We start from the raw sequence: 17,454 nt of genomic DNA, 5'->3' as shown, positions 1-17,454 counted from the left end.
AGGCTCCGCGGAGCCTGGTGCCGAGGACCGCACCGACGCGCAACGGGAAGTGGGTGGACGTCGTGAAGGCACTCGTCTTCCGGGGGCCGGGCCGTATGGACTGGCAGGATGTGCCCGACCCGGTCATCAACGAGCCTGGCGACGCGATCGTGCGGGTCGACGTGGTCACCATCTGCGGCACGGACCTGCACATCCTGAAGGGGGACGTCCCGGAGGTGACGCCCGGCCGGGTCCTCGGACACGAGGCGGTCGGTACCGTGGTCGAGACCGGAAGCGACGTCCGCACGGTACGACCAGGCGACCGCGTCCTGATCTCGTGCATCTCCGCCTGTGGCAGGTGCCGCTTCTGCCGTGAAGGCCGCTACGGGCAGTGCCGGGGCGGAGGCGGCTGGATCCTCGGCCACACCGTCGACGGCACCCAGGCCGAGTACGTCCGTGTGCCCTTCGCCGACCTGTCCGTCCACCCGCTGCCGGAAACGATCGACAGCTTCGACGCCGTCCTGCTCGCCGACATCTTTCCCACCGCCTACGAGGTCGGGGTTCTGAACGGCGCCGTGCGCCCCGCCGACACCGTGGTCGTCGTCGGCGCGGGCCCCATCGGTCTCGCCGCCATCACCACCGCACGGTTCTACAGCCCGGGCCGGATCGTCGCCGTCGACCTGGCCGAGTCGCGGCTGGCCGCCGCCCGCACCCTCGGCGCGGACGCCACGGTGAACGCGGACGAGGGCCCGGAACAGCTGGTCGCGGATCTGACCGACGGCCTCGGCGCCGACGTCGTCATGGAGGCGGTAGGCGTTCCGGAGGCGTTCGAGATGTGCACACGGATGGTCCGGCCCGGTGGCAGGATCGCCAACATAGGTGTCCACGGCAAGCCGGCGGCCCTCCACCTCGAAGACCTGTGGATCAAGGACGTCACCATCACGACCGGTCTGGTGGACACCTCGTCCACGCCCATGTTGCTGCGCATGATGGCCGACGGGCGGCTGCCGTCAGCGGATCTGGTCACACACCGGTTCGAGCTGGGGCAGATGGAGGAGGCGTACGGGGTCTTCGGCGACGCGGCCGAGACCGGCGCCCTCAAAGTCGCCCTGGGCGGCCCGCAGCACACGGCTGTGAGCCTCCCTGACACGCCGGTGGCCTGATGAACGGCCGAGGCCCGGGTTCTCGGCCGCCGGACGGTGTCGTCCTCGACACCGACGGCGTACTGCTCGACTCCGCCGTCGTGCACGCGGCGGCGTGGAAGATCGCGTTCGACGCCTGCCTCGACCAGCTCGCGCCCGACAGCGGGACACAGCCGCCCTTCGACGCGGACGCCGAGTACCGCCGGCTCGTCGACGGCAGGTCCCGGTACGACGGAGCCGCGGCCTTCCTCAGCGCCCGCGGCCTTCACCTCCCCGTGGGAGAGCCGCACGACGCGCCCGGCTGCGGCACGGTCTGGGGCGTCGCGGCACACAAGGAACAGGCGTTCGTCGAGCTGCTGCGTACGGAAGGCGTCACCGCCTTCGCCGACGCCCGGCCGGCCCTCGCGGCCCTGCGCACGGCGGGCGTCCCGTGCGCCGCGGTGTCGGCCTCCCGGCACGCCCGGCAACTGATCCGTGCCGCGGGACTCGACGGTCTCCTCGCCGTGATCGTCGACGGCGAGGACGCCGCCCGGCTCGGCCTCGCCGGCAAGCCGGATCCCGCGCTCTTCCTGCGGGCCGCCGCCCTCCTCGACACCCATCCGCAGGAAACCGCGGTCGTCGAGGACGCACTCGCCGGGGTCGTGGCGGGGCGTCGCGGCAGATTCGGTCTCGTCGTCGGCGTCGACCGCACTCCGCTTCCGCGCACCGCCGCCCTCCTGCGGGAGCAGGGGGCAGACCTGGTGGTCCCGGATCTTATGACGCTGGTCCGGAGCGTGTGGGGTGAGCGCGGATGACCACCGGCTGGACGTGGAGCTACGACCGTTACGAGCCGGAGCGCGAGCGGCTGGTGGAAGCGCTCTGCACGCTCGGCAACGGCCGGTTCGCCACCCGGGGGTCCGCTCCCGAGTGCACCGCCGGGACCACGCACTACCCGGGCACCTACCTGGCCGGCTGCTACGACCGGCTCACCTCGGTCGTCGCGGGCGAGCGGGTCGAGAACGAGGACCTCGTCAACCTTCCGAACTGGACGCACCTGCGCTACCGCTGCCTACCGGACGACGGTCCGGCCGGTGACTGGCTGACGCCCGATGCCGTAGAACTGCGCCACTACGACGTCCACCTCGACCTGCGCGCGGGTGTGCTCACCCGGCGCCTGTTCTTCGAGGACGCCCGCGGTCGGGGCCTACGCGTCAGCCACATCCGCGTGGTGCACATGGGAGACCCCGGGCTCGCGGCCCAGTGCACCCTGTTCCGCGCCTACGGCTGGAGCGGTTCGATCGAGGTTCGGTCCGTCCTCGACGGTGCCGTCACCAACGCCGGGGTCGAGCGCTACCGGCACCTCGACGGACGTCATCTCACGGACCACCGGTCCGGATTCGAGCCCGACGGCGTCGCCTGGATCTCCTGCCGCACGGCCGCTCCGGGCATAAGGGTCGCCATGGCCGTGCGCACGGTCACCCGCCCCGCGCAGCCCGCGCGCGAGGCGGCCACGGCGGCCGGCACCGTGCAGACGTACCGGCTGCCGGTCGTTCCCCGCCGCTCGGCGATGGTCGTGAAGACTCTCGCGCTGCACACCTCGATGGACCGGCCCGCCGTCGCCCCGCTTCCTGCGGCCGTCGACGCGATCGCTCGTGCTCCGGCCTTCCCCCGCCTGCTCTCGTCGCACAAGGCGGCCTGGCGGCGCGTCTGGGAACAGGGCGAGTTGCATGTGCCCGGGGAGGCGGGCCGCATCCTGCGGCTGCATGTCTTCCACCTGCTTCAGACGCTGTCCCCGCACACGGCGGACCTGGACGTGGGTGTGCCCGCGCGCGGACTGCACGGTGAGGCGTACCGGGGGCACGTCTTCTGGGACGAGCTCTTCGTCCTGCCCTACCTCGACCTGCACTTCCCCGAGGTGGCCCGAGCGCTGCTCATGTACCGGCACCGTCGACTGCCGGTAGCGCGCGAGGCCGCCCGTCTCGTCGGTCGGCAAGGGGCGATGTACCCATGGCAGAGCGCGAGTTCGGGACGGGAGGAGACGCAGACCCTGCACCTCAACCCGCGTTCGGGACGCTGGCTGGCCGATCACTCACGGCTCCAGCGCCATGTGGGCTCCGCCGTCGCGTTCAACGTCTGGCGGTATGCGCAGGCCACCGGAGACCGTGGTTTCCTCCACTCTGCCGGGGCGGAGATCCTCCTTGAGGTCGCCCGCTACTGGTCCGGGGCTGCTGACTTCGACCCCGCCCTGCGGCGCTACCGCATCCGCGGGGTCGTGGGACCCGACGAGTACCACGACGCCTATCCCGGTGCCGTGGCCCCGGGCATCGACGACAACGCCTACACCAACGCGACCGCCGCCTGGGTGCTCGCCCGCGGCCTCGACCTGCTCGGTGAACTGCCCGGGGCCCGGCGCTCGGAGCTCTCGGAGCAGCTGTCGCTGGACGCAGGCGAACTCGCCCGTTGGGAGGACGTCTCCCGCCGTTTGTACGTGCCGTTCCACCAGGGCGTGGTGAGTCAGTTCGAGGGCTACGGCGAGCTGGCGGAGCTCGACTGGGAGGCGTACCGGGCGAGGTACGGCGACATCCGCCGCCTCGATCGGATCCTCGAAGCCGAGGGCGACACGGTCAACCGCTACCAGGCGTCCAAGCAGGCCGACACCCTCATGCTCGGCTACCTCTTCCGGCCCGATGAGCTGTACGGCCTGTTCGACCGGCTCGGGTACGAGCTGGACGACGAGGTGTGGCGGGCGACCGTCGCGTACTACCTGCGGCGCACCAGCCACGGCTCGACGCTCAGCAGCCTCGTCCACGGCTGGGTCCTGGCCCGGCAGAAAGGTCCCGAGGCTTGGCGGTACTGCGAGGAGGCCCTGCTCGCCGACGTCGCCGACGTCGAGGGCGGAACGACAGGCGAGGGCGTCCATCTCGGCGCGATGGCCGGCACGATCGACCTCGTCGAGCGTGGCATCACCGGCCTGGAAACCGGACCGGAAGGGCTTCGGGTGGCCCCGGTGCCGCTGGCGGAGATCCCCAGGTTCGCCTTCACCCTGTGCGTCGGCCGCCATCGAGGAGTGCGCCTGCGGATGCTGCCCGGCCGGCTGGCCGTCCGGGTACCCGCCTCGTCCGCGGGCCCGCTCGCCGTCTTCCTCCCGGGCGACCGGAGGGTCACCGTCGCACCCGGACAGGAGCGTTGGTTCCGGCTGTGAGGAGCGGATCCGTCCGTGCGAGGCGGTTCAGTCGAAGGCGAGCACCTCGGAGACCGGACGGCGCGGCGTGGCACGGCCCCCGGGGCCGTAGCCCAGGCGGATCACCATGTGGACGAAACCGCCGACCGCGCCGGGATCGCGGGCGTCGGAGCGGAGCTCGGGCCATTCCAGCGGCTGGGACATGAGCGAGGTCGCGAGACCGTCGAGAGTGGCCTGCAGAAGGACCCGCTGCAGGGCCTGGCCTGCCTTCAGCCAGTCCTCCGGCGCGTCCCTCGGCGTGCCGAGCAGCGCGATTTGCGGCCTCTTCTCGAAACGGGCCGCATCACGGCCGGGCACCCGCCGACGGGAGTCGAAGTCCCTGACGGGGGAGGTCACGTCGTACTGCCGCGGGCCGAGGGCGTACGCGGGGATGCCCTCGGTGGCGGGGCCTTCCCCGGCCTCACCGGTGCGTGTCCAGGCGGCGATCTCCGCACGTACGGCCTCGTCCGCTGCTTCGTACAGCGCGGAGGCGTGGACGAGACCCATGACCATGACGGCATGCCACTCGCCCGGCACGACCAGCCTGCAGTCTTCGAGCAGAGCAGCCGCACGGAGTCCGTCGATCACCTCGGTGGGGATCCGCTCCTCCGTGAACGGGAAGCGGCTGGTGTGCCGCCGCGCCAGGGCGGCATGGAGGCCGCCCAGATCGCTGTCGGCGTCATCGGGGCCGGTGAACCGCACGTCGGCGAAGTGCCAGGGATCTCCGGGGGACGGCAGCAGCCGCACGACCGGATGCAGGCCCCGGTACGCGGCGGCGACCCGCAGACCGAACAGGGCGGCGCCGCAGCCGAGGTGCAGGGCGCGGTGATCGGGGTCTCCGTGCGGCATGCCGCGCCGCGGATCACCGTGCAGTTCGATGACACCGGTGTCCGTCCTGGCGACGAACTTCCACGGCTGTGCGTTGTGCATCGAGGGAGCCGTGACGGCGTCCTCGATCAGCGAGGTCACGAGGGGTCGGGTCAGAGCGGTGGTAGACACGGTTCGTCCTGTCTGCGGTGAGTCACCAAGAGAAGTCGTGCGGAGTCCGGGTGGAGGACGTGAGACGCGTGTCGTCCTCATGGAAGGACAGCCGGTCCACGACCGCGACCACACCGTCGACCCGCTCGGCGAGTTCGACGAGCATCTGGGCCTGGCCGCGTCGCCGGACACGACCGGCGAGCGTCACCACGCCGTCGAGGACGTGCACGTCGACCGCGTCCCCGGGCAGGTCCATGGCATCAGTGAGGACGTCCTCGCGGATGCGGCGCCGGATCTCCGCGTCCGGGCGGAGGTAGACGCAGAGCAGGTCACGGCGGGTCACGATGCCCACCAGTCGCTCCTCCACGTCGACCACGGGGAGGCGCTCGACTCCGCGACGCACCATCAGCCGCGCCGCGTCGGCCACCGTCTCCTCGGCGTGGACGGTGACGGCCGGCGTGGTCATCAAATCCCGTGCGGTCAGCTCGTGGCGGGCCAGGAGGTCGCTCTCGGAGACGACTCCGACGACGTGGTCGTCCTCGTCCAGCACGGGGACCCCGGTGATGTCGTGCTCGGCGAGCAGTTTCGCGATCTCCCTGAACGACGTCGCGGGGACGGCGGACACCACGTTGCTGGTCATGAGACCGCCGATCTTCATGTGCTTCATCGCGGCGCCTCCTGTCGGGGGTCCGGAAGGTGTCTGTCCCGTGTGACCAGCCTCCAACGCACGCCTGGGGTCGGCGAGGGCCGAACGGTCCCAGGGCAGGACCGAACGGGCACGTCACTGCCCCTCCGTACCCCGACCGGCCCGGGTGGGGACCTTTGGTCCCGCCATTGGCCCCAGCGGCCCTCCGGCCGCCCGGCACCGACTGCCAGGGTGGAATCAAGTCCCCCGGACCGTGCGAGGAGGAACCATGGACGGAACCACGGCCCGTCCCGGCCTCGGCAGGGTCGTCGTCGGCGTCGACGGATCACCGTTCGCAAGCACAGCGGCGATGTGGGCGGCGGCGGAGGCAGCCCGGCGGGGCAGCACGCTCTGCCTCGTCCATGCGGCTGACACGGACGCGTCGGCTCCGTTCCTGCCCCAGACGGAGATCGTCAGGAGCCGGCAGGCGGGGCGGGAACTGCTCGACCGGACCGCCGAGGCGGTCACGGCGCGCCACCCCGAGCTGACCGTCGTCACAGAACTCACCGATGGCGCTGCCCCGGGCAGTCTGCGACGAGCCGCCGCTCTCACCGGCACGATCGTCGTGGGACACCGCGGCCTCGGCGGATTCTCGTCACTGCTGCTCGGATCGGTCGGCCTTGAGGTCGCGGCCGGCGCGACCACGCCCGTGGTCGTGGTGCGCGGGGCCGAGCCGGCCGAACCAGCCGAGCCCGCCGAGGTAGGCGTCGTCCTGGCGGCGGTCCGGGACGAGGCCGACGTGGGCTGTGCCCGTGCGGCGGCTCGCGAGGCCCTGTTGCGCAAGGCGCCTGTACGACTCCTGCATATCTGGGGTACGGGGCTGTCCAGCGGGCCGCGGGCTCTGCTGCGCAACGGTGGCGAGGAGGTCGCCCGCGATCACGTACGCGCGCTGTCCTTGGTGTCGGACACCGTCCGGGACGAGTTTCCGGCACTGACCGTGCACGCCGACGGCGAGAAGAGCCACAGTGTGCCCGGAGCTCTCGTCGAGGCGTCGCGTCACGCGGACCTGCTCGTCGTGGGAGGCCGGCGGTCGCCCGGCTATCTCGGGCCCACCATCGGACGGACCACGCTCGGCCTGCTGCAGCACGCCCACTGCCCCGTGGAGCTCATCCCTCGGCAAGGGCCCGGACACGGGAGCACGTCATGACACGCACCACGGCCCGACGCGACATCGCGATCGGCATCGACCCGGTCAAGAACTGGCACCTGGCCCTTGCCTGGGCGGTGGACGAGGCTCACCTGCGAGGCGTGGGACTGCGCCTGGTGGTCGCGGTACCACCGCGGCACGACACCCAACACGTCGACGACACCCCCCGTCGCCTGGCACAGAGGCAGGCCGGTACCGAGGCCCTGCGTACCGCACTCGCCTGGGCTCAGGCCCGGCAGCCGGGCGTCGAGGCCACCTCCGCCCTTTTCGACGGGTTCCCGGCAGCAGTTCTGGCCGGCCTTTCACAGGAGGCGGGCATGGTCGTGCTGGGCTCCCGGCACCTCAGCCGTACCGAGGAGTTCCTGAGCGCCGGCTCCCTCGTCGTCCCGGTCACCGCGAAGGCGCACTGCCCAGTGGTCGTCGTGGGCGACGCGGAGCACGTCACGCAGGAGACGCCCTACCTCGTGGTCGGCGTCGACGGCAGCGAGTCCTCACGAGCAGCCCTGGCCTGGGCCTTCGAGGAAGCGGACCTCCGGCGCTGCGCGCTGAGGGCCATCGCCGTCTGGCAGCCCCCTGTCTTCTCCCTGCACAGCGGTGACACGCTGTTCCACGCCGAGCGCCGCCTCCTCTCGGAGACCACCGCGGGCTGGGCGGAGAAGTACCCCGACGTCCGACTCACCCACGAGGTGTCGACCGGTTCCCCCGTCGAAACGCTCGCGAACGCCGCCGAACACGCCCTGGCCGTCGTCGTGGGCCGTCGGGGCCGGGGTGGGTACACAGGGATGCGGGTCGGTTCCGTCGTCCACGGGCTGCTGCACCGTGCCCACTGCCCGGTGATCACCGTTCCCGCAGGGTGAGCAGGCCATGACCAGGGCGGCAGCGGACCGGGCGCCCGTACGGGTGCGCGAGACGACGGGACTCACCCAGGAGGAGGCCGCCCGCCGCCTCGCCGACATAGGACCCAACGAGGTGACCGCGAGCAAGCCCGTACGGGTGCACCAGCGGGTCCTGGCCCAGCTGACGGACCCGCTGATCATGGTCCTCCTCGGGGCCGTCGTGCTGACCCTCGCGATCGGCGACCATCCTGACGCGATCGTCATCGGGATGGTCGTCCTCGTGAACACGACCGTCGGGGTGGCGCAGGAGATCCGCGCCGACAACGCCGTCGCCGCGCTCTCCGCCCTCACCGCCCCCCACGCGCGCGTACGGCGCGACGGCGCAGTCTGCGACCTCTCCGCCGCGTCGGTCGTCCCCGGTGACGTCCTCCTGGTCGGTGAGGGCGACATCGTCGCCGCCGACGCCGACCTCGCCGAGGCGTCATCCGTGCTGGTGGACGAGTCCATGCTGACGGGGGAGTCCGTGCCTGTCGACAAGGATCCGGGTGCGACGCTGAGCGCAGGCACCGTCGTCGTCCGAGGCCGGGGCGTGGCGGTGGTCACGGCGACCGGGGCGTCCAGCGCGCTCGGCCGCATCGCGGCTCTCCTCGACGAACGTCGTGAGCCGACCCCGCTGCAGCACCGACTCGCCGCCCTCGGGCGCGTCCTCGCGGCCGTGACACTCGCCCTGTGCGTCCTGGTGTTCGCCCTGGGCCTGGTGCGAGGGCTGCCGCTCGGGACGATGGCGGTCACCGCCATCAGCCTGGCCGTGGCGGCGGTCCCCGAGTCCCTCCCCGCCGTCGTGACTCTGGCCCTGGCTCTCGGGGCCCGGCGCATGGTCACCAGGCACGCCCTGGTGCGGCGGCTTCCTGCGGTGGAGACGCTCGGCTCGGTGTCCGTCCTCGCCACGGACAAGACCGGCACTCTGACCGAGGGCCGCATGGTCGTCCAGCACGTGTGGACGCCGCGCGTGAGCGCCGAGCTCTCGGGTGTGGGGTACGAACCCGTGGGCGAGGTCCTGGTCGCCGGGAGGCCGGCGGAGGCGGACGAGCTCGAGCCGCTTCGTGAGCTGTTGACGGTCACCGCGCTGTGCAACGACGCGACGCTGCGCCCGGCGGATGACGAGGCGCCCGACGGCCGCTGGACGGCCTTGGGCGACCCGATGGAGGCCGCTCTGCTGACGGCAGCGGCCAAGACGGGTTGCCCGGATCCCACAGAACTGGCGCTCACCCGTCCCCGGATCGGAGAGGCGCCTTTCGACAGCCTCCGCAGACGCATGACCACACTCCACGAGACCGGCGGACACGGGGTGCTCGTCTGCCTGAAGGGCGCCCCCGAAGCCGTCCTCGACCCGGCCGTCCTGTCCGATCCTCCGGACGCGCTCGCGGAGGCTCGCCAAGAGGCCGCGCGCCTGGCTGCCCGGGGATACCGCCTGCTCGCGGTGGCATCGGGGACGCGGAACGACAACCCGCACCCGGTCACCGCGGCGGAGTCGGGGCTCGCTCTCCTCGGCCTCGTCGCGCTCAGTGACCCGCCCAAACCGCATGCCGCAGCGACCCTCGCCTCCTGCCGGGCGGCGGGGATCACCGCCGTCCTCACCACCGGCGACCACCCCGCGACGGCTCGGGCGGTGGCGTCGCATGTCGCGCTCCCGGGCGACGGCGGCGCGTCGGAGGGCCGCGTCGTCACAGGGGCGGACGTGGCCGCGGGACGGGTCGCCGACCTCACCTCGGTGCGGGTCTTCGCCCGTACGGACCCCCAGCAGAAGCTGGACATCGTCGAGGCGTGGCGCGCCAGGGGAGCGGTGACCGCGATGACCGGTGACGGGGTCAACGACGGCCCCGCCCTGCACCGCGCCGACATCGGCGTCGCCATGGGCGCGCGCGGCACGGAAGTCGCGCGGCAGGCCGCTGACCTCGTCCTCACCGATGACGAGCTGTCGACGGTCGTGGCGGCCGTCGACGAGGGACGGCGCGTCTACGACAACATCCGGCGCTTCCTCGTCTACGGGATGGCCGGCGGCGCGGCCGAGATCCTCGTCATGCTGATCGGCCCGCTGCTCGGGCTGCCGTTGCCCCTGCGAGCGGGCCAGATCCTGTGGATCAACCTCCTGACGCACGGCCTCACCGGCGTCGCCATGGGCGCCGAGCCGGCCTCACCGGGAGCGATGCGACGACCGCCTCGCCCGCCGGACCAGCACATCCTGGGCGGCGGTGCCTGGCAGCGCCTGCTCGTCCTGGCCGCTGTCGTCACGGCGGTCTCGCTCGGCGCGGGACTCGGCGCCCGCGCACTCGACCTCGCTTGGCAGAGCGTCCTCTTCCTCGCGCTGCTCGCCGCACAGCTGGGCGCCGTCCTGGGACTCCGCTCCCGGCTGTTCACCCGCAAGAACCCGTTCCTCCCGTTGTCCGTCCTCGCCTCCGCCCTGCTTGCCGTGGCGGCGCTGTACGTGCCCTTCCTGAGCTCGGTCCTGGAGACCGAACCGCTCGGCTGGGCGGGCGTCGGGATCGCGGTGGCCGGTGCCCCCGCGGCGTTCCTTGCCGCGAGACTCGTCCGCACCGCCTTCCGCGGGACGCATCCGGCTGGAGCGCCGGAGACACCGGAACTACCGTGAGTATGTGCTCGTCAGGCGAGGACTGTGCGCTCGACGCGGCCGGAGGTGGTGATGGAGCACGAGGGGCCGGTGCCGGCGGACAGCAGGCTTCCGCGCCTGCGACTCGACGAGCTGCTCGACGAGGTCCAGGCACGTATCGACGAGGTGAGGGGCACCAGGGACCGCCTCAATGGGCTGCTGGAAGCCGTCATGTCCGTGGGCAGGGAACTCGACCTGCCTCAGGTGCTGAAGGGCATCGTGGAGGCGGCCGTCACCCTCGTGGACGCCGAATACGGTGCCCTGGGCGTCATCGGGGACGACAGGAAGCTCTCGGAGTTCCTCCCCGTCGGCATCGGGGACGACCTGCGGGCGCGGATCGGCGACCTGCCCTCCGGGCACGGCCTGCTCGGTGAGCTGATCCGCAACCCCGAACCGCTGCGACTCTCCGAGTTGTCCGAGCATCCCGTCTCGTACGGCTTCCCGCCCCACCACCCGCCGATGCACACCTTCCTCGGCGTGCCCATCCGGGTCCGCGACGAGGTCTTCGGCAACCTCTACCTCACCGAGAAGCGCGGAGGCGCGGACTTTGACGCCGAGGACGAGGCGGTCGTCACGACCCTGGCCGTCGCGGCCGGCATCGCCATCGAGAACGCCCGCCTGTACGAGGAGGGCCGCCTCCGGCAGCGGTGGCTCGCCGCAAGCTCCGATCTCACCAGCGCCCTCTTGTCCGGCGAAGAGGAGACCGAGGTCCTCGACGAGATGCTGGAGCAGGCGGTGGACATCGCGGCAGCCGACATGGGGGTCTTCTACCTGGTGGGCGCCGACGGTGAACTGCGGGGCTCGCTCGCCCGCGGCGAGGGGGCCGAAGCGCACCGGGGCGTCGTCCTGCCGTCCAGTGAAGGAACGCTGGCCGAGGCTGCCCTGGCTCAGGAGGGCCTGGTCACGGTCGCCGACGTCGAGAACGAGCCGCGCATCAGGGTGCAGCCCGAACGGTGGGAGGGATTCGGGCCGGCCGTGGCGGTCACGGTCGGCACCAAGGAGCGGTTGAGCGGGGTGCTGATCCTCGCGCGGCGGCACGGACGGCCCCCGTTCACCGGCTTGGAGATCACCGCTCTCCCCGGATTCGCGGGGCAGGCGGCCCTGGCGCTGGAACTGGCCGACCGGAGGCGGGACGCCGAGCAGGTGATCCTCCTGGAAGACCGCGACCGGATCGCCCGCGACCTGCACGACCTCGCGATCCAGCGCCTGTTCGCCACCGGAATGACGCTCCAGAGCGCCCAGCGGTTCGTCGAGCACCCGGAAGCCGTGGACCGACTGGGACGGGCGATCGACGACCTGGACGCCACCATCAAGATCATCCGGTCGACCATCTTCGGGCTCCGGGAACACAGCATGCCGGGCACCGTCCCGAAGCTGAGGAACCGGGCGGTCAAGGCGGTGGACGAGGCCGCGACCACGCTCGGCTTCGCCCCCGCCCTGCGCATGGAGGGCCTCCTCGACACGGACGTGCCCTCCGAGGCGGCCGAACAGGTGATCGTTGTCATCGGTGAAGCCCTCACCAACGTGGCCCGCCATGCTCGGGCTCGCCGAGCCGAGGTGTCTGTCGTCGCCGAGGACGGAGTCCTGGCGGTTACGGTGAGTGACGACGGCGTGGGCATACCGCAGGGCGGCAGGCGCAGTGGGCTGCGGAACCTGTCTGAGCGGGCCGAGCGGCTGGGCGGCACTCTGTCGGTGCGCGCCCGGGTGGAGCCCGGCAGCGGCACGGTACTCGAGTGGCGCATCCCGCTGCCGACCGAGCGGGAATGAGCTACGTCTCTCCGGCGTCGTGCTCGTGGGCCTGTGCGGCGATGACGGCGGCCTGTACGCGGCGTTCCACGCCGAGCTTGCCGAGCAGCCGTGAGATGTGGTTCTTGACGGTCTTCTCCGACAGGTAGAGCCGCTTGGCGATCTGCCGGTTGGTGAGCCCCTCGCCGATGAGGTCGAGTACGGACCGCTCCCGTTCGGAGAGGGCCGCGAGCCGCTCGTCCTCCGGCGGCTTCGCTGCCTCCGGGTCTCGGAGCGAGTGCATCAGCCGCGCTGTGGTGGCCGGGTCCAGCATCGACTGCCCGGTGGCGACGGTCCGCACGGCTGAGACGAGGTCCGATCCCTTGATCTGCTTGAGGACGTACCCGGCCGCACCGGCCATGATCGCGTCGAGGAGAGCGTCCTCGTCGTCGAACGACGTCAGCATCAGGCACGCCAGCTCGGGCATCCGGGACCGCAGCTCCCGGCACACGGAGATGCCGTCGCCGTCCGGTAGGCGTACGTCGAGAACCGCCACGTCCGGCCGCAGGGCGGGACCCCTGGCCAGCGCCTGCTCCGCCGTCGCCGCCTCGCCGACCACCTCCATGTCGGGCTCGTCGTCGATCAGGTCACGGAGGCCCCGGCGGACGACCTCGTGATCATCGACAAGGAACACCCGCGTAGGTGCGGTGGCTGCCGGCAGATCGGTCATGGGCACCCCTATGGTCGGTCGGGTAGTTGCCCGCCCCTACCAGGATTGTCCATCAACGGAGCGTCTCAAGGGGTGGCGAGATCCATCCGGACGTCGACGACGCCCTCCACAGCCCGCGCGGCGCGGGCGACCAGAGGCACCAGCGACCGGTCGGAAAGCGACCCACGGAGAGTGGCCACACCGTCCGCGACGGTCACCTCCAGCCCCACGGAGGCGGCCGACTCGCCGAGGACGTAGTGGCGGATCTCCTCCTCGATCTCGGCGTCCGTACGGAGGAACACCTTCAGCAGATCGCTCCGGCTGACCACACCTTCCAGCATGCCGACGCCGTTGACCACGGGCAGGCGCTTCACCCTCCGCGTCGCCATGATCCGTGCCGCTTCGGCGAGCGTCGCGTCAGGATGGACCGTCACGGCCGGGCTGGACATGAGTTCCCCAGCCCGCAGAGCTCCGGCCTTTGACGCTGCGGCGAACTCGTCCGGGCGGGGCTCGTCCGTGCGGAACTCCTCCTTCGGTAGCAGATCGGCCTCCGATACGACCCCGATCACCCGTCCCTCCCCCTCCAATACGGGCACGGCGCTCACCTTCCACTGGTCCATGAGCGCGACGATCTCCTTGTACGGCGCGTCACGCCCAATGGCGATGGCGGTACGGGTCATGACGTCGCTGACGGTGTAGCGCGAGGCGGTCATCACGTTCTCCCAGAGGGATGAGGATCTACGGGCCGCTCCCGTGCGGGGCGCAGATCCAACAGCCGCGCACGGACGGAGAGGACACGGTGGGCGAGCATGTGTCCGACGAACTGGTCCAGAGCGAGACGGGGCCTCCGCACCGGAGTCCACTCCACTCCAGTCTGGCCTCGTTCCTTGAGGGGAGAGGAGGGCCGGATGGCCCCCCTTGGGCCCTGTTCGGCCGGTGCAAGGCGTGTCGCGCTCTGGCTGGCGGAGCACGGCTTCGCCGATCGCACCCGAGTCCCGGGCGGCGCTGGCGAGTGCGTCAGCCAGGATCTCCGCGCACCTGATCTTCAGCTCAACCGCCACAGTCCCCGTGGGTCTTGGTTCCTTTGCGGATCAGTCAGGCGACCTGGAGGGCCGCGCCCCATGCCCTCGCGCGATCCCGTTCGCCTTCGCGCAGCGGTCCTTCGGTGTCCTCGATGATGAATCCCTCCGGTTCCGCGACGAGTTCGTAGCCGTGGCTGCGCAGCCGACGTGCGATGCCGCTGGCGGCGGCGCCGGCCAGGCGCATGTCCGCCCGGGTGTCGAAGGCCGCGGCGGCATGGGTGCCGGTGTGGGCCTTCGGGAGCGTGTCGTGGAACCAGTCGCGGACGCCAGGACCTTCGGCGCCCTCCTCTGGTGTGAAGGGACGCTCCTTCTTCTCAGCCTCGTGCTCCTCGCCCTTCAGCCCCATCTTCCGGCTCATCCCCGTGGTCATCCCCCGCATATGGGTCGGCCCGCCGACGACCAGCAGGTCGGTGGGGCCGATGCGCTCCGGCAGGGCGTCGGCCACGGCCACGCACTCGACCTCGGCGTCCGGGTGCGCTTCCTTCACACCCTCGCCGATCGCGTCAGCGATCTCACGTGTGTTGCCGAACAGGCTCTCGTACACGATCACAGCACGCATCACGGCTCATCTCCTCAGGTGATTCCTTCTCCGGTCTCCGCCGCCGCTTCGATCGCCCGTAGCGCTCCGCGCAGCACGATGCCGACGCCGGGGGAAACCAGCGTCCAATAGCGGCCGAACCGCGTGGTGGAAACGGGGTCGGTGCAAGCGGTACGCGCTTCATAGGTCAGGAGGGACCGCCGTGCGCCGTAGGGGTGGACGACGAAGGCGGCGGCCATCTTCGCCCAGCCGGGTTCCGCGAAGCCCGGGTAGTCACCGGGTTCGACGCGGCGCCACTCGATGGTGGGCTTCCACACCTTGCCGACCGCCCCGAAGACGATCTCGCGCCCCGCTCGCTCCCCCAGGGCGACCCAGGGCTGAGCCAGGTCCTCCCGATCACCAGCTGCGGCGGTTTCGAACAGGTCGGACACCCGCATCGAAGGCGGTGTGGCCACGGGGCGACGGCGCACTCGGTCCGGCACGCCACGTGCCCACATGACCGCGTCGAACAGCGGCGAGTGTATGGACAGCATGTCCAGGTCGCGGGCTGCGCGGTACACGACGTCCGGCTCGGCGGTGATCACGGCGCACTCCAGGCGGGAGAACCGGAACTCGGGCAGCGCCGCGTCGAGCAGGAGCGGCTCGGCTGTCGCGGTGACGCTCGGCTGGGCATTCATGGAGACCTCCCACATCCGACACCACCAGTCTGGTCCACAGCACAGGCATCTCGCTGGGGTCGAACGGCCCCCAACGCACCGCTGACATCTCCGCCCGCTCCACGGCGGGGCCCGCGATCTCGGCCATCTCGCGAAGCCACAGGCGTTGTGGCGCGTCAGCCCGTCACCGGTTCAGTGGCCGGGGCTGGGGTTATGAAGGACGGCAGGTGATGACCGCGTACGCCGGCTCCGGCAGGGCCATGAAGTCGCCGGTGGCGGTGTCCGGGCACTGCCACACCGGCCCGAGCCCGGGTCCCGAGCTGCGGGAGGCGGCGAGGGCGACGACACGGGGTGAGCGTGAAGCGGACCCGGCCTGCTCGCGAACTGCTGGTCAGGACTGGGATACGGGTGGGATGAACTGGGAGAAGAGGGGTATTTCGACGCCTCCCCCGTGGGAAGGCTCGAGTGCTCCGAGAAGGCGCCTGACCCGGGGAAAACCCCAGGTCAGGCGCCTTCTATCGTGCCGCTAGAAGAACCCGAGCTTCTTCGGCGAGTAGCTGACCAGCAGGTTCTTCGTCTGCTGGTAGTGGTCCAGCATCATCTTGTGGGTCTCCCGGCCGATGCCCGACTGCTTGTAGCCGCCGAAGGCGCTGTGGGCCGGGTAGGCGTGGTAGCAGTTCGTCCAGACGCGGCCCGCCTGGATGGCTCGGCCGGCGCGGTAGGCGGTGTTCGTGTCGCGGGTCCAGACGCCGGCGCCGAGGCCGTAGAGGGTGTCGTTCGCCGTGCGGATCGCGTCGTCGAAGTCGGTGAAGGAGGTCACCGCGACGACCGGGCCGAAGATCTCCTCCTGGAAGATCCGCATGCGGTTGTCGCCCTCGAAGATCGTCGGCTGGATGTAGTAGCCGCCCTCCAGATCGCCGCCGTGGCCCACCTGCTGACCACCCGTCAGGATCTTCGCGCCCTCCTGCTGGCCGATCTCCAGGTAGGAGAGGATCTTCTTCAGCTGCTCCGCCGAAGCCTGCGCGCCGATCATCGTCGCCGGGTCCAGCGGGTGGCCCGCGACGATCGCCTCCGTACGGGCGACCGCTGCCTCCATGAACTCGCCGTAGCAGCCCCGCTGGACGAGCGCCCGCGACGGGCAGGTGCAGACCTCGCCCTGGTTGAGGGCGAACATCGTGAAGCCCTCCAGCGCCTTGTCCCGGAAGTCGTCGTCCGCCGCCCACACGTCGTCGAAGAAGATGTTCGGCGACTTGCCGCCCAGCTCCAGCGTCACCGGCTTCAGGTTGGCGGAGGCGTACTCCATGATCAGGCGGCCCGTCGACGTCTCACCGGTGAAGGCGATCTTCGCCACCCGGGGCGAGGACGCCAGCGGCTTGCCCGCCTCCTCGCCGAAGCCGTTGACGACGTTCAGCACGCCCGGCGGCAGCAGGTCCGCGACCAGGCTCAGCCAGTAGTGCACCGACGCCGGCGTCTGCTCCGCCGGCTTCAGCACGACCGCGTTGCCCGCCGCCAGCGCCGGCGCCAGCTTCCACACCGCCATCAGGATCGGGAAGTTCCACGGGATGATCTGCGCCACCACGCCCAGCGGCTCGTGGAAGTGGTACGCCACCGTGTCCTCGTCGATCTCGCTGAGCGCGCCCTCCTGCGCCCGCAGCGCCCCCGCGAAGTAGCGGAAGTGGTCGATGGCGAGCGGGATGTCGGCGGCCAGGGTCTCCCGGACCGGCTTGCCGTTGTCCCAGGTCTCCGCGACCGCGAGCGCCTCCAGGTTCGCCTCCATCCGGTCGGCGATCCGCAGCAGCACCCCCGCCCGCTCGGCCGGCGCCGTCCGCCCCCACGCCGGGGCGGCCGCGTGCGCCGCGTCCAGGGCGCGCTCGACGTCCTCGGCCGACCCCCGCGCGATCTCGGTGAACGGCTTGCCGTCGACGGGACTCGGGTTCTCGAAGTACCGGCCGCCGGCCGGGGCGACGTACGCGCCGCCGATCCAGTGGTCGTAGCGGGGCTGGTACGCCATGAGCGCGCCCTCGGTACCGGGTGCGGCGTAGCGGGTCATGGGCAGACCTCCTGCGGGTCGGACGGAGCCGGACCGCCGGGCCCCGGGAGCGGGGCGCGC

The 17,454-nt window shown here is 71.4% G+C and carries 14 protein-coding genes; 7 read left to right on the top strand and 7 right to left on the bottom strand.

Annotated features, from left to right (window positions below):
* Window positions 1–62: 62 nt before the first annotated feature.
* Genes ACFW1I_RS00270 through ACFW1I_RS00260 form a run of 3 tightly spaced genes read left to right on the top strand, consistent with a single transcriptional unit; the run spans window position 63 to window position 4,302 of the window.
* Complete coding sequence (locus tag ACFW1I_RS00270) at window positions 63–1,142, top strand: zinc-dependent alcohol dehydrogenase family protein (protein ID WP_384664852.1); 1,080 nt, start codon at window positions 63–65, stop codon at window positions 1,140–1,142.
* Entirely contained in the window at window positions 1,142–1,915 is a 774-nt protein-coding gene (locus ACFW1I_RS00265; RefSeq protein ID WP_384664593.1) for an HAD family hydrolase, read from the top strand. Before ACFW1I_RS00270 ends, ACFW1I_RS00265 begins: the two co-directional genes overlap by 1 nt.
* Window positions 1,912–4,302, top strand: a complete 2,391-nt coding sequence (locus ACFW1I_RS00260) for a glycoside hydrolase family 65 protein (protein WP_384664591.1) — start codon at window positions 1,912–1,914, stop codon at window positions 4,300–4,302. The genes ACFW1I_RS00265 and ACFW1I_RS00260 overlap by 4 nt, the downstream gene beginning before the upstream one ends.
* 27 nt (window positions 4,303–4,329) lie before the next feature.
* On the opposite strand, the gene ACFW1I_RS00255 is transcribed toward ACFW1I_RS00260, so the two are convergent.
* Together ACFW1I_RS00255 and ACFW1I_RS00250 are read right to left on the bottom strand one after the other, a co-directional pair.
* Complete coding sequence (locus ACFW1I_RS00255; protein WP_384664590.1) at window positions 4,330–5,319, bottom strand: Acg family FMN-binding oxidoreductase; 990 nt, start codon at window positions 5,317–5,319, stop codon at window positions 4,330–4,332.
* 22 nt (window positions 5,320–5,341) lie between these two features.
* On the bottom strand, window positions 5,342–5,965 hold the full coding sequence (locus ACFW1I_RS00250; protein ID WP_384664589.1) for a CBS domain-containing protein: 624 nt from the start codon (window positions 5,963–5,965) through the stop codon (window positions 5,342–5,344).
* A 247-nt stretch (window positions 5,966–6,212) separates the two neighbouring features.
* On the opposite strand from ACFW1I_RS00250, the gene ACFW1I_RS00245 reads away from it, so the two are divergent.
* The 4 genes from ACFW1I_RS00245 to ACFW1I_RS00230 are packed head-to-tail and all read left to right on the top strand — an operon-like array spanning window position 6,213 to window position 12,401.
* Complete coding sequence (locus ACFW1I_RS00245) at window positions 6,213–7,130, top strand: universal stress protein (protein WP_384664587.1); 918 nt, start codon at window positions 6,213–6,215, stop codon at window positions 7,128–7,130.
* Entirely contained in the window at window positions 7,127–7,987 is an 861-nt protein-coding gene (locus ACFW1I_RS00240) for a universal stress protein (RefSeq protein ID WP_384664585.1), read from the top strand. The genes ACFW1I_RS00245 and ACFW1I_RS00240 overlap by 4 nt, the downstream gene beginning before the upstream one ends.
* Before the next feature lie 7 nt (window positions 7,988–7,994).
* Window positions 7,995–10,616 (top strand): cation-translocating P-type ATPase, encoded by a 2,622-nt coding sequence (locus ACFW1I_RS00235; protein WP_384664583.1) that lies wholly within the window; start codon window positions 7,995–7,997, stop codon window positions 10,614–10,616.
* A 51-nt stretch (window positions 10,617–10,667) separates the two neighbouring features.
* On the top strand, window positions 10,668–12,401 hold the full coding sequence (locus ACFW1I_RS00230) for a GAF domain-containing protein (protein WP_384664581.1): 1,734 nt from the start codon (window positions 10,668–10,670) through the stop codon (window positions 12,399–12,401).
* A gap of 1 nt (window position 12,402) precedes the next feature.
* Here ACFW1I_RS00230 and ACFW1I_RS00225 read toward each other — a convergent pair whose 3' ends face one another.
* From ACFW1I_RS00225 to ACFW1I_RS00205, 5 genes are all read right to left on the bottom strand, one after another.
* Window positions 12,403–13,089: a response regulator gene (locus ACFW1I_RS00225; RefSeq protein ID WP_384664579.1), complete on the bottom strand. Its 687-nt coding sequence runs from the start codon at window positions 13,087–13,089 to the stop codon at window positions 12,403–12,405.
* Window positions 13,090–13,154: 65 nt separating this feature from the next.
* Complete coding sequence (locus ACFW1I_RS00220) at window positions 13,155–13,781, bottom strand: CBS domain-containing protein (protein ID WP_384664578.1); 627 nt, start codon at window positions 13,779–13,781, stop codon at window positions 13,155–13,157.
* A 382-nt stretch (window positions 13,782–14,163) separates the two neighbouring features.
* Entirely contained in the window at window positions 14,164–14,709 is a 546-nt protein-coding gene (locus tag ACFW1I_RS00215; RefSeq protein WP_384664576.1) for a flavodoxin family protein, read from the bottom strand.
* Between the two features lie 14 nt (window positions 14,710–14,723).
* Entirely contained in the window at window positions 14,724–15,365 is a 642-nt protein-coding gene (locus ACFW1I_RS00210) for a hypothetical protein (protein ID WP_384664574.1), read from the bottom strand.
* A gap of 505 nt (window positions 15,366–15,870) precedes the next feature.
* On the bottom strand, window positions 15,871–17,394 hold the full coding sequence (locus tag ACFW1I_RS00205; RefSeq protein ID WP_384664573.1) for an aldehyde dehydrogenase family protein: 1,524 nt from the start codon (window positions 17,392–17,394) through the stop codon (window positions 15,871–15,873).
* Between the last annotated feature and the right edge of the window lie 60 nt (window positions 17,395–17,454).

The sequence above is a fragment of the Streptomyces sp. NPDC058955 genome (assembly GCF_042741435.1).
Classification (GTDB): Bacteria; Actinomycetota; Actinomycetes; order Streptomycetales; family Streptomycetaceae; genus Streptomyces.
Note: the sequence above shows the minus strand (reverse complement) of the source record. Positions and strands in the feature narration are given on the sequence as shown.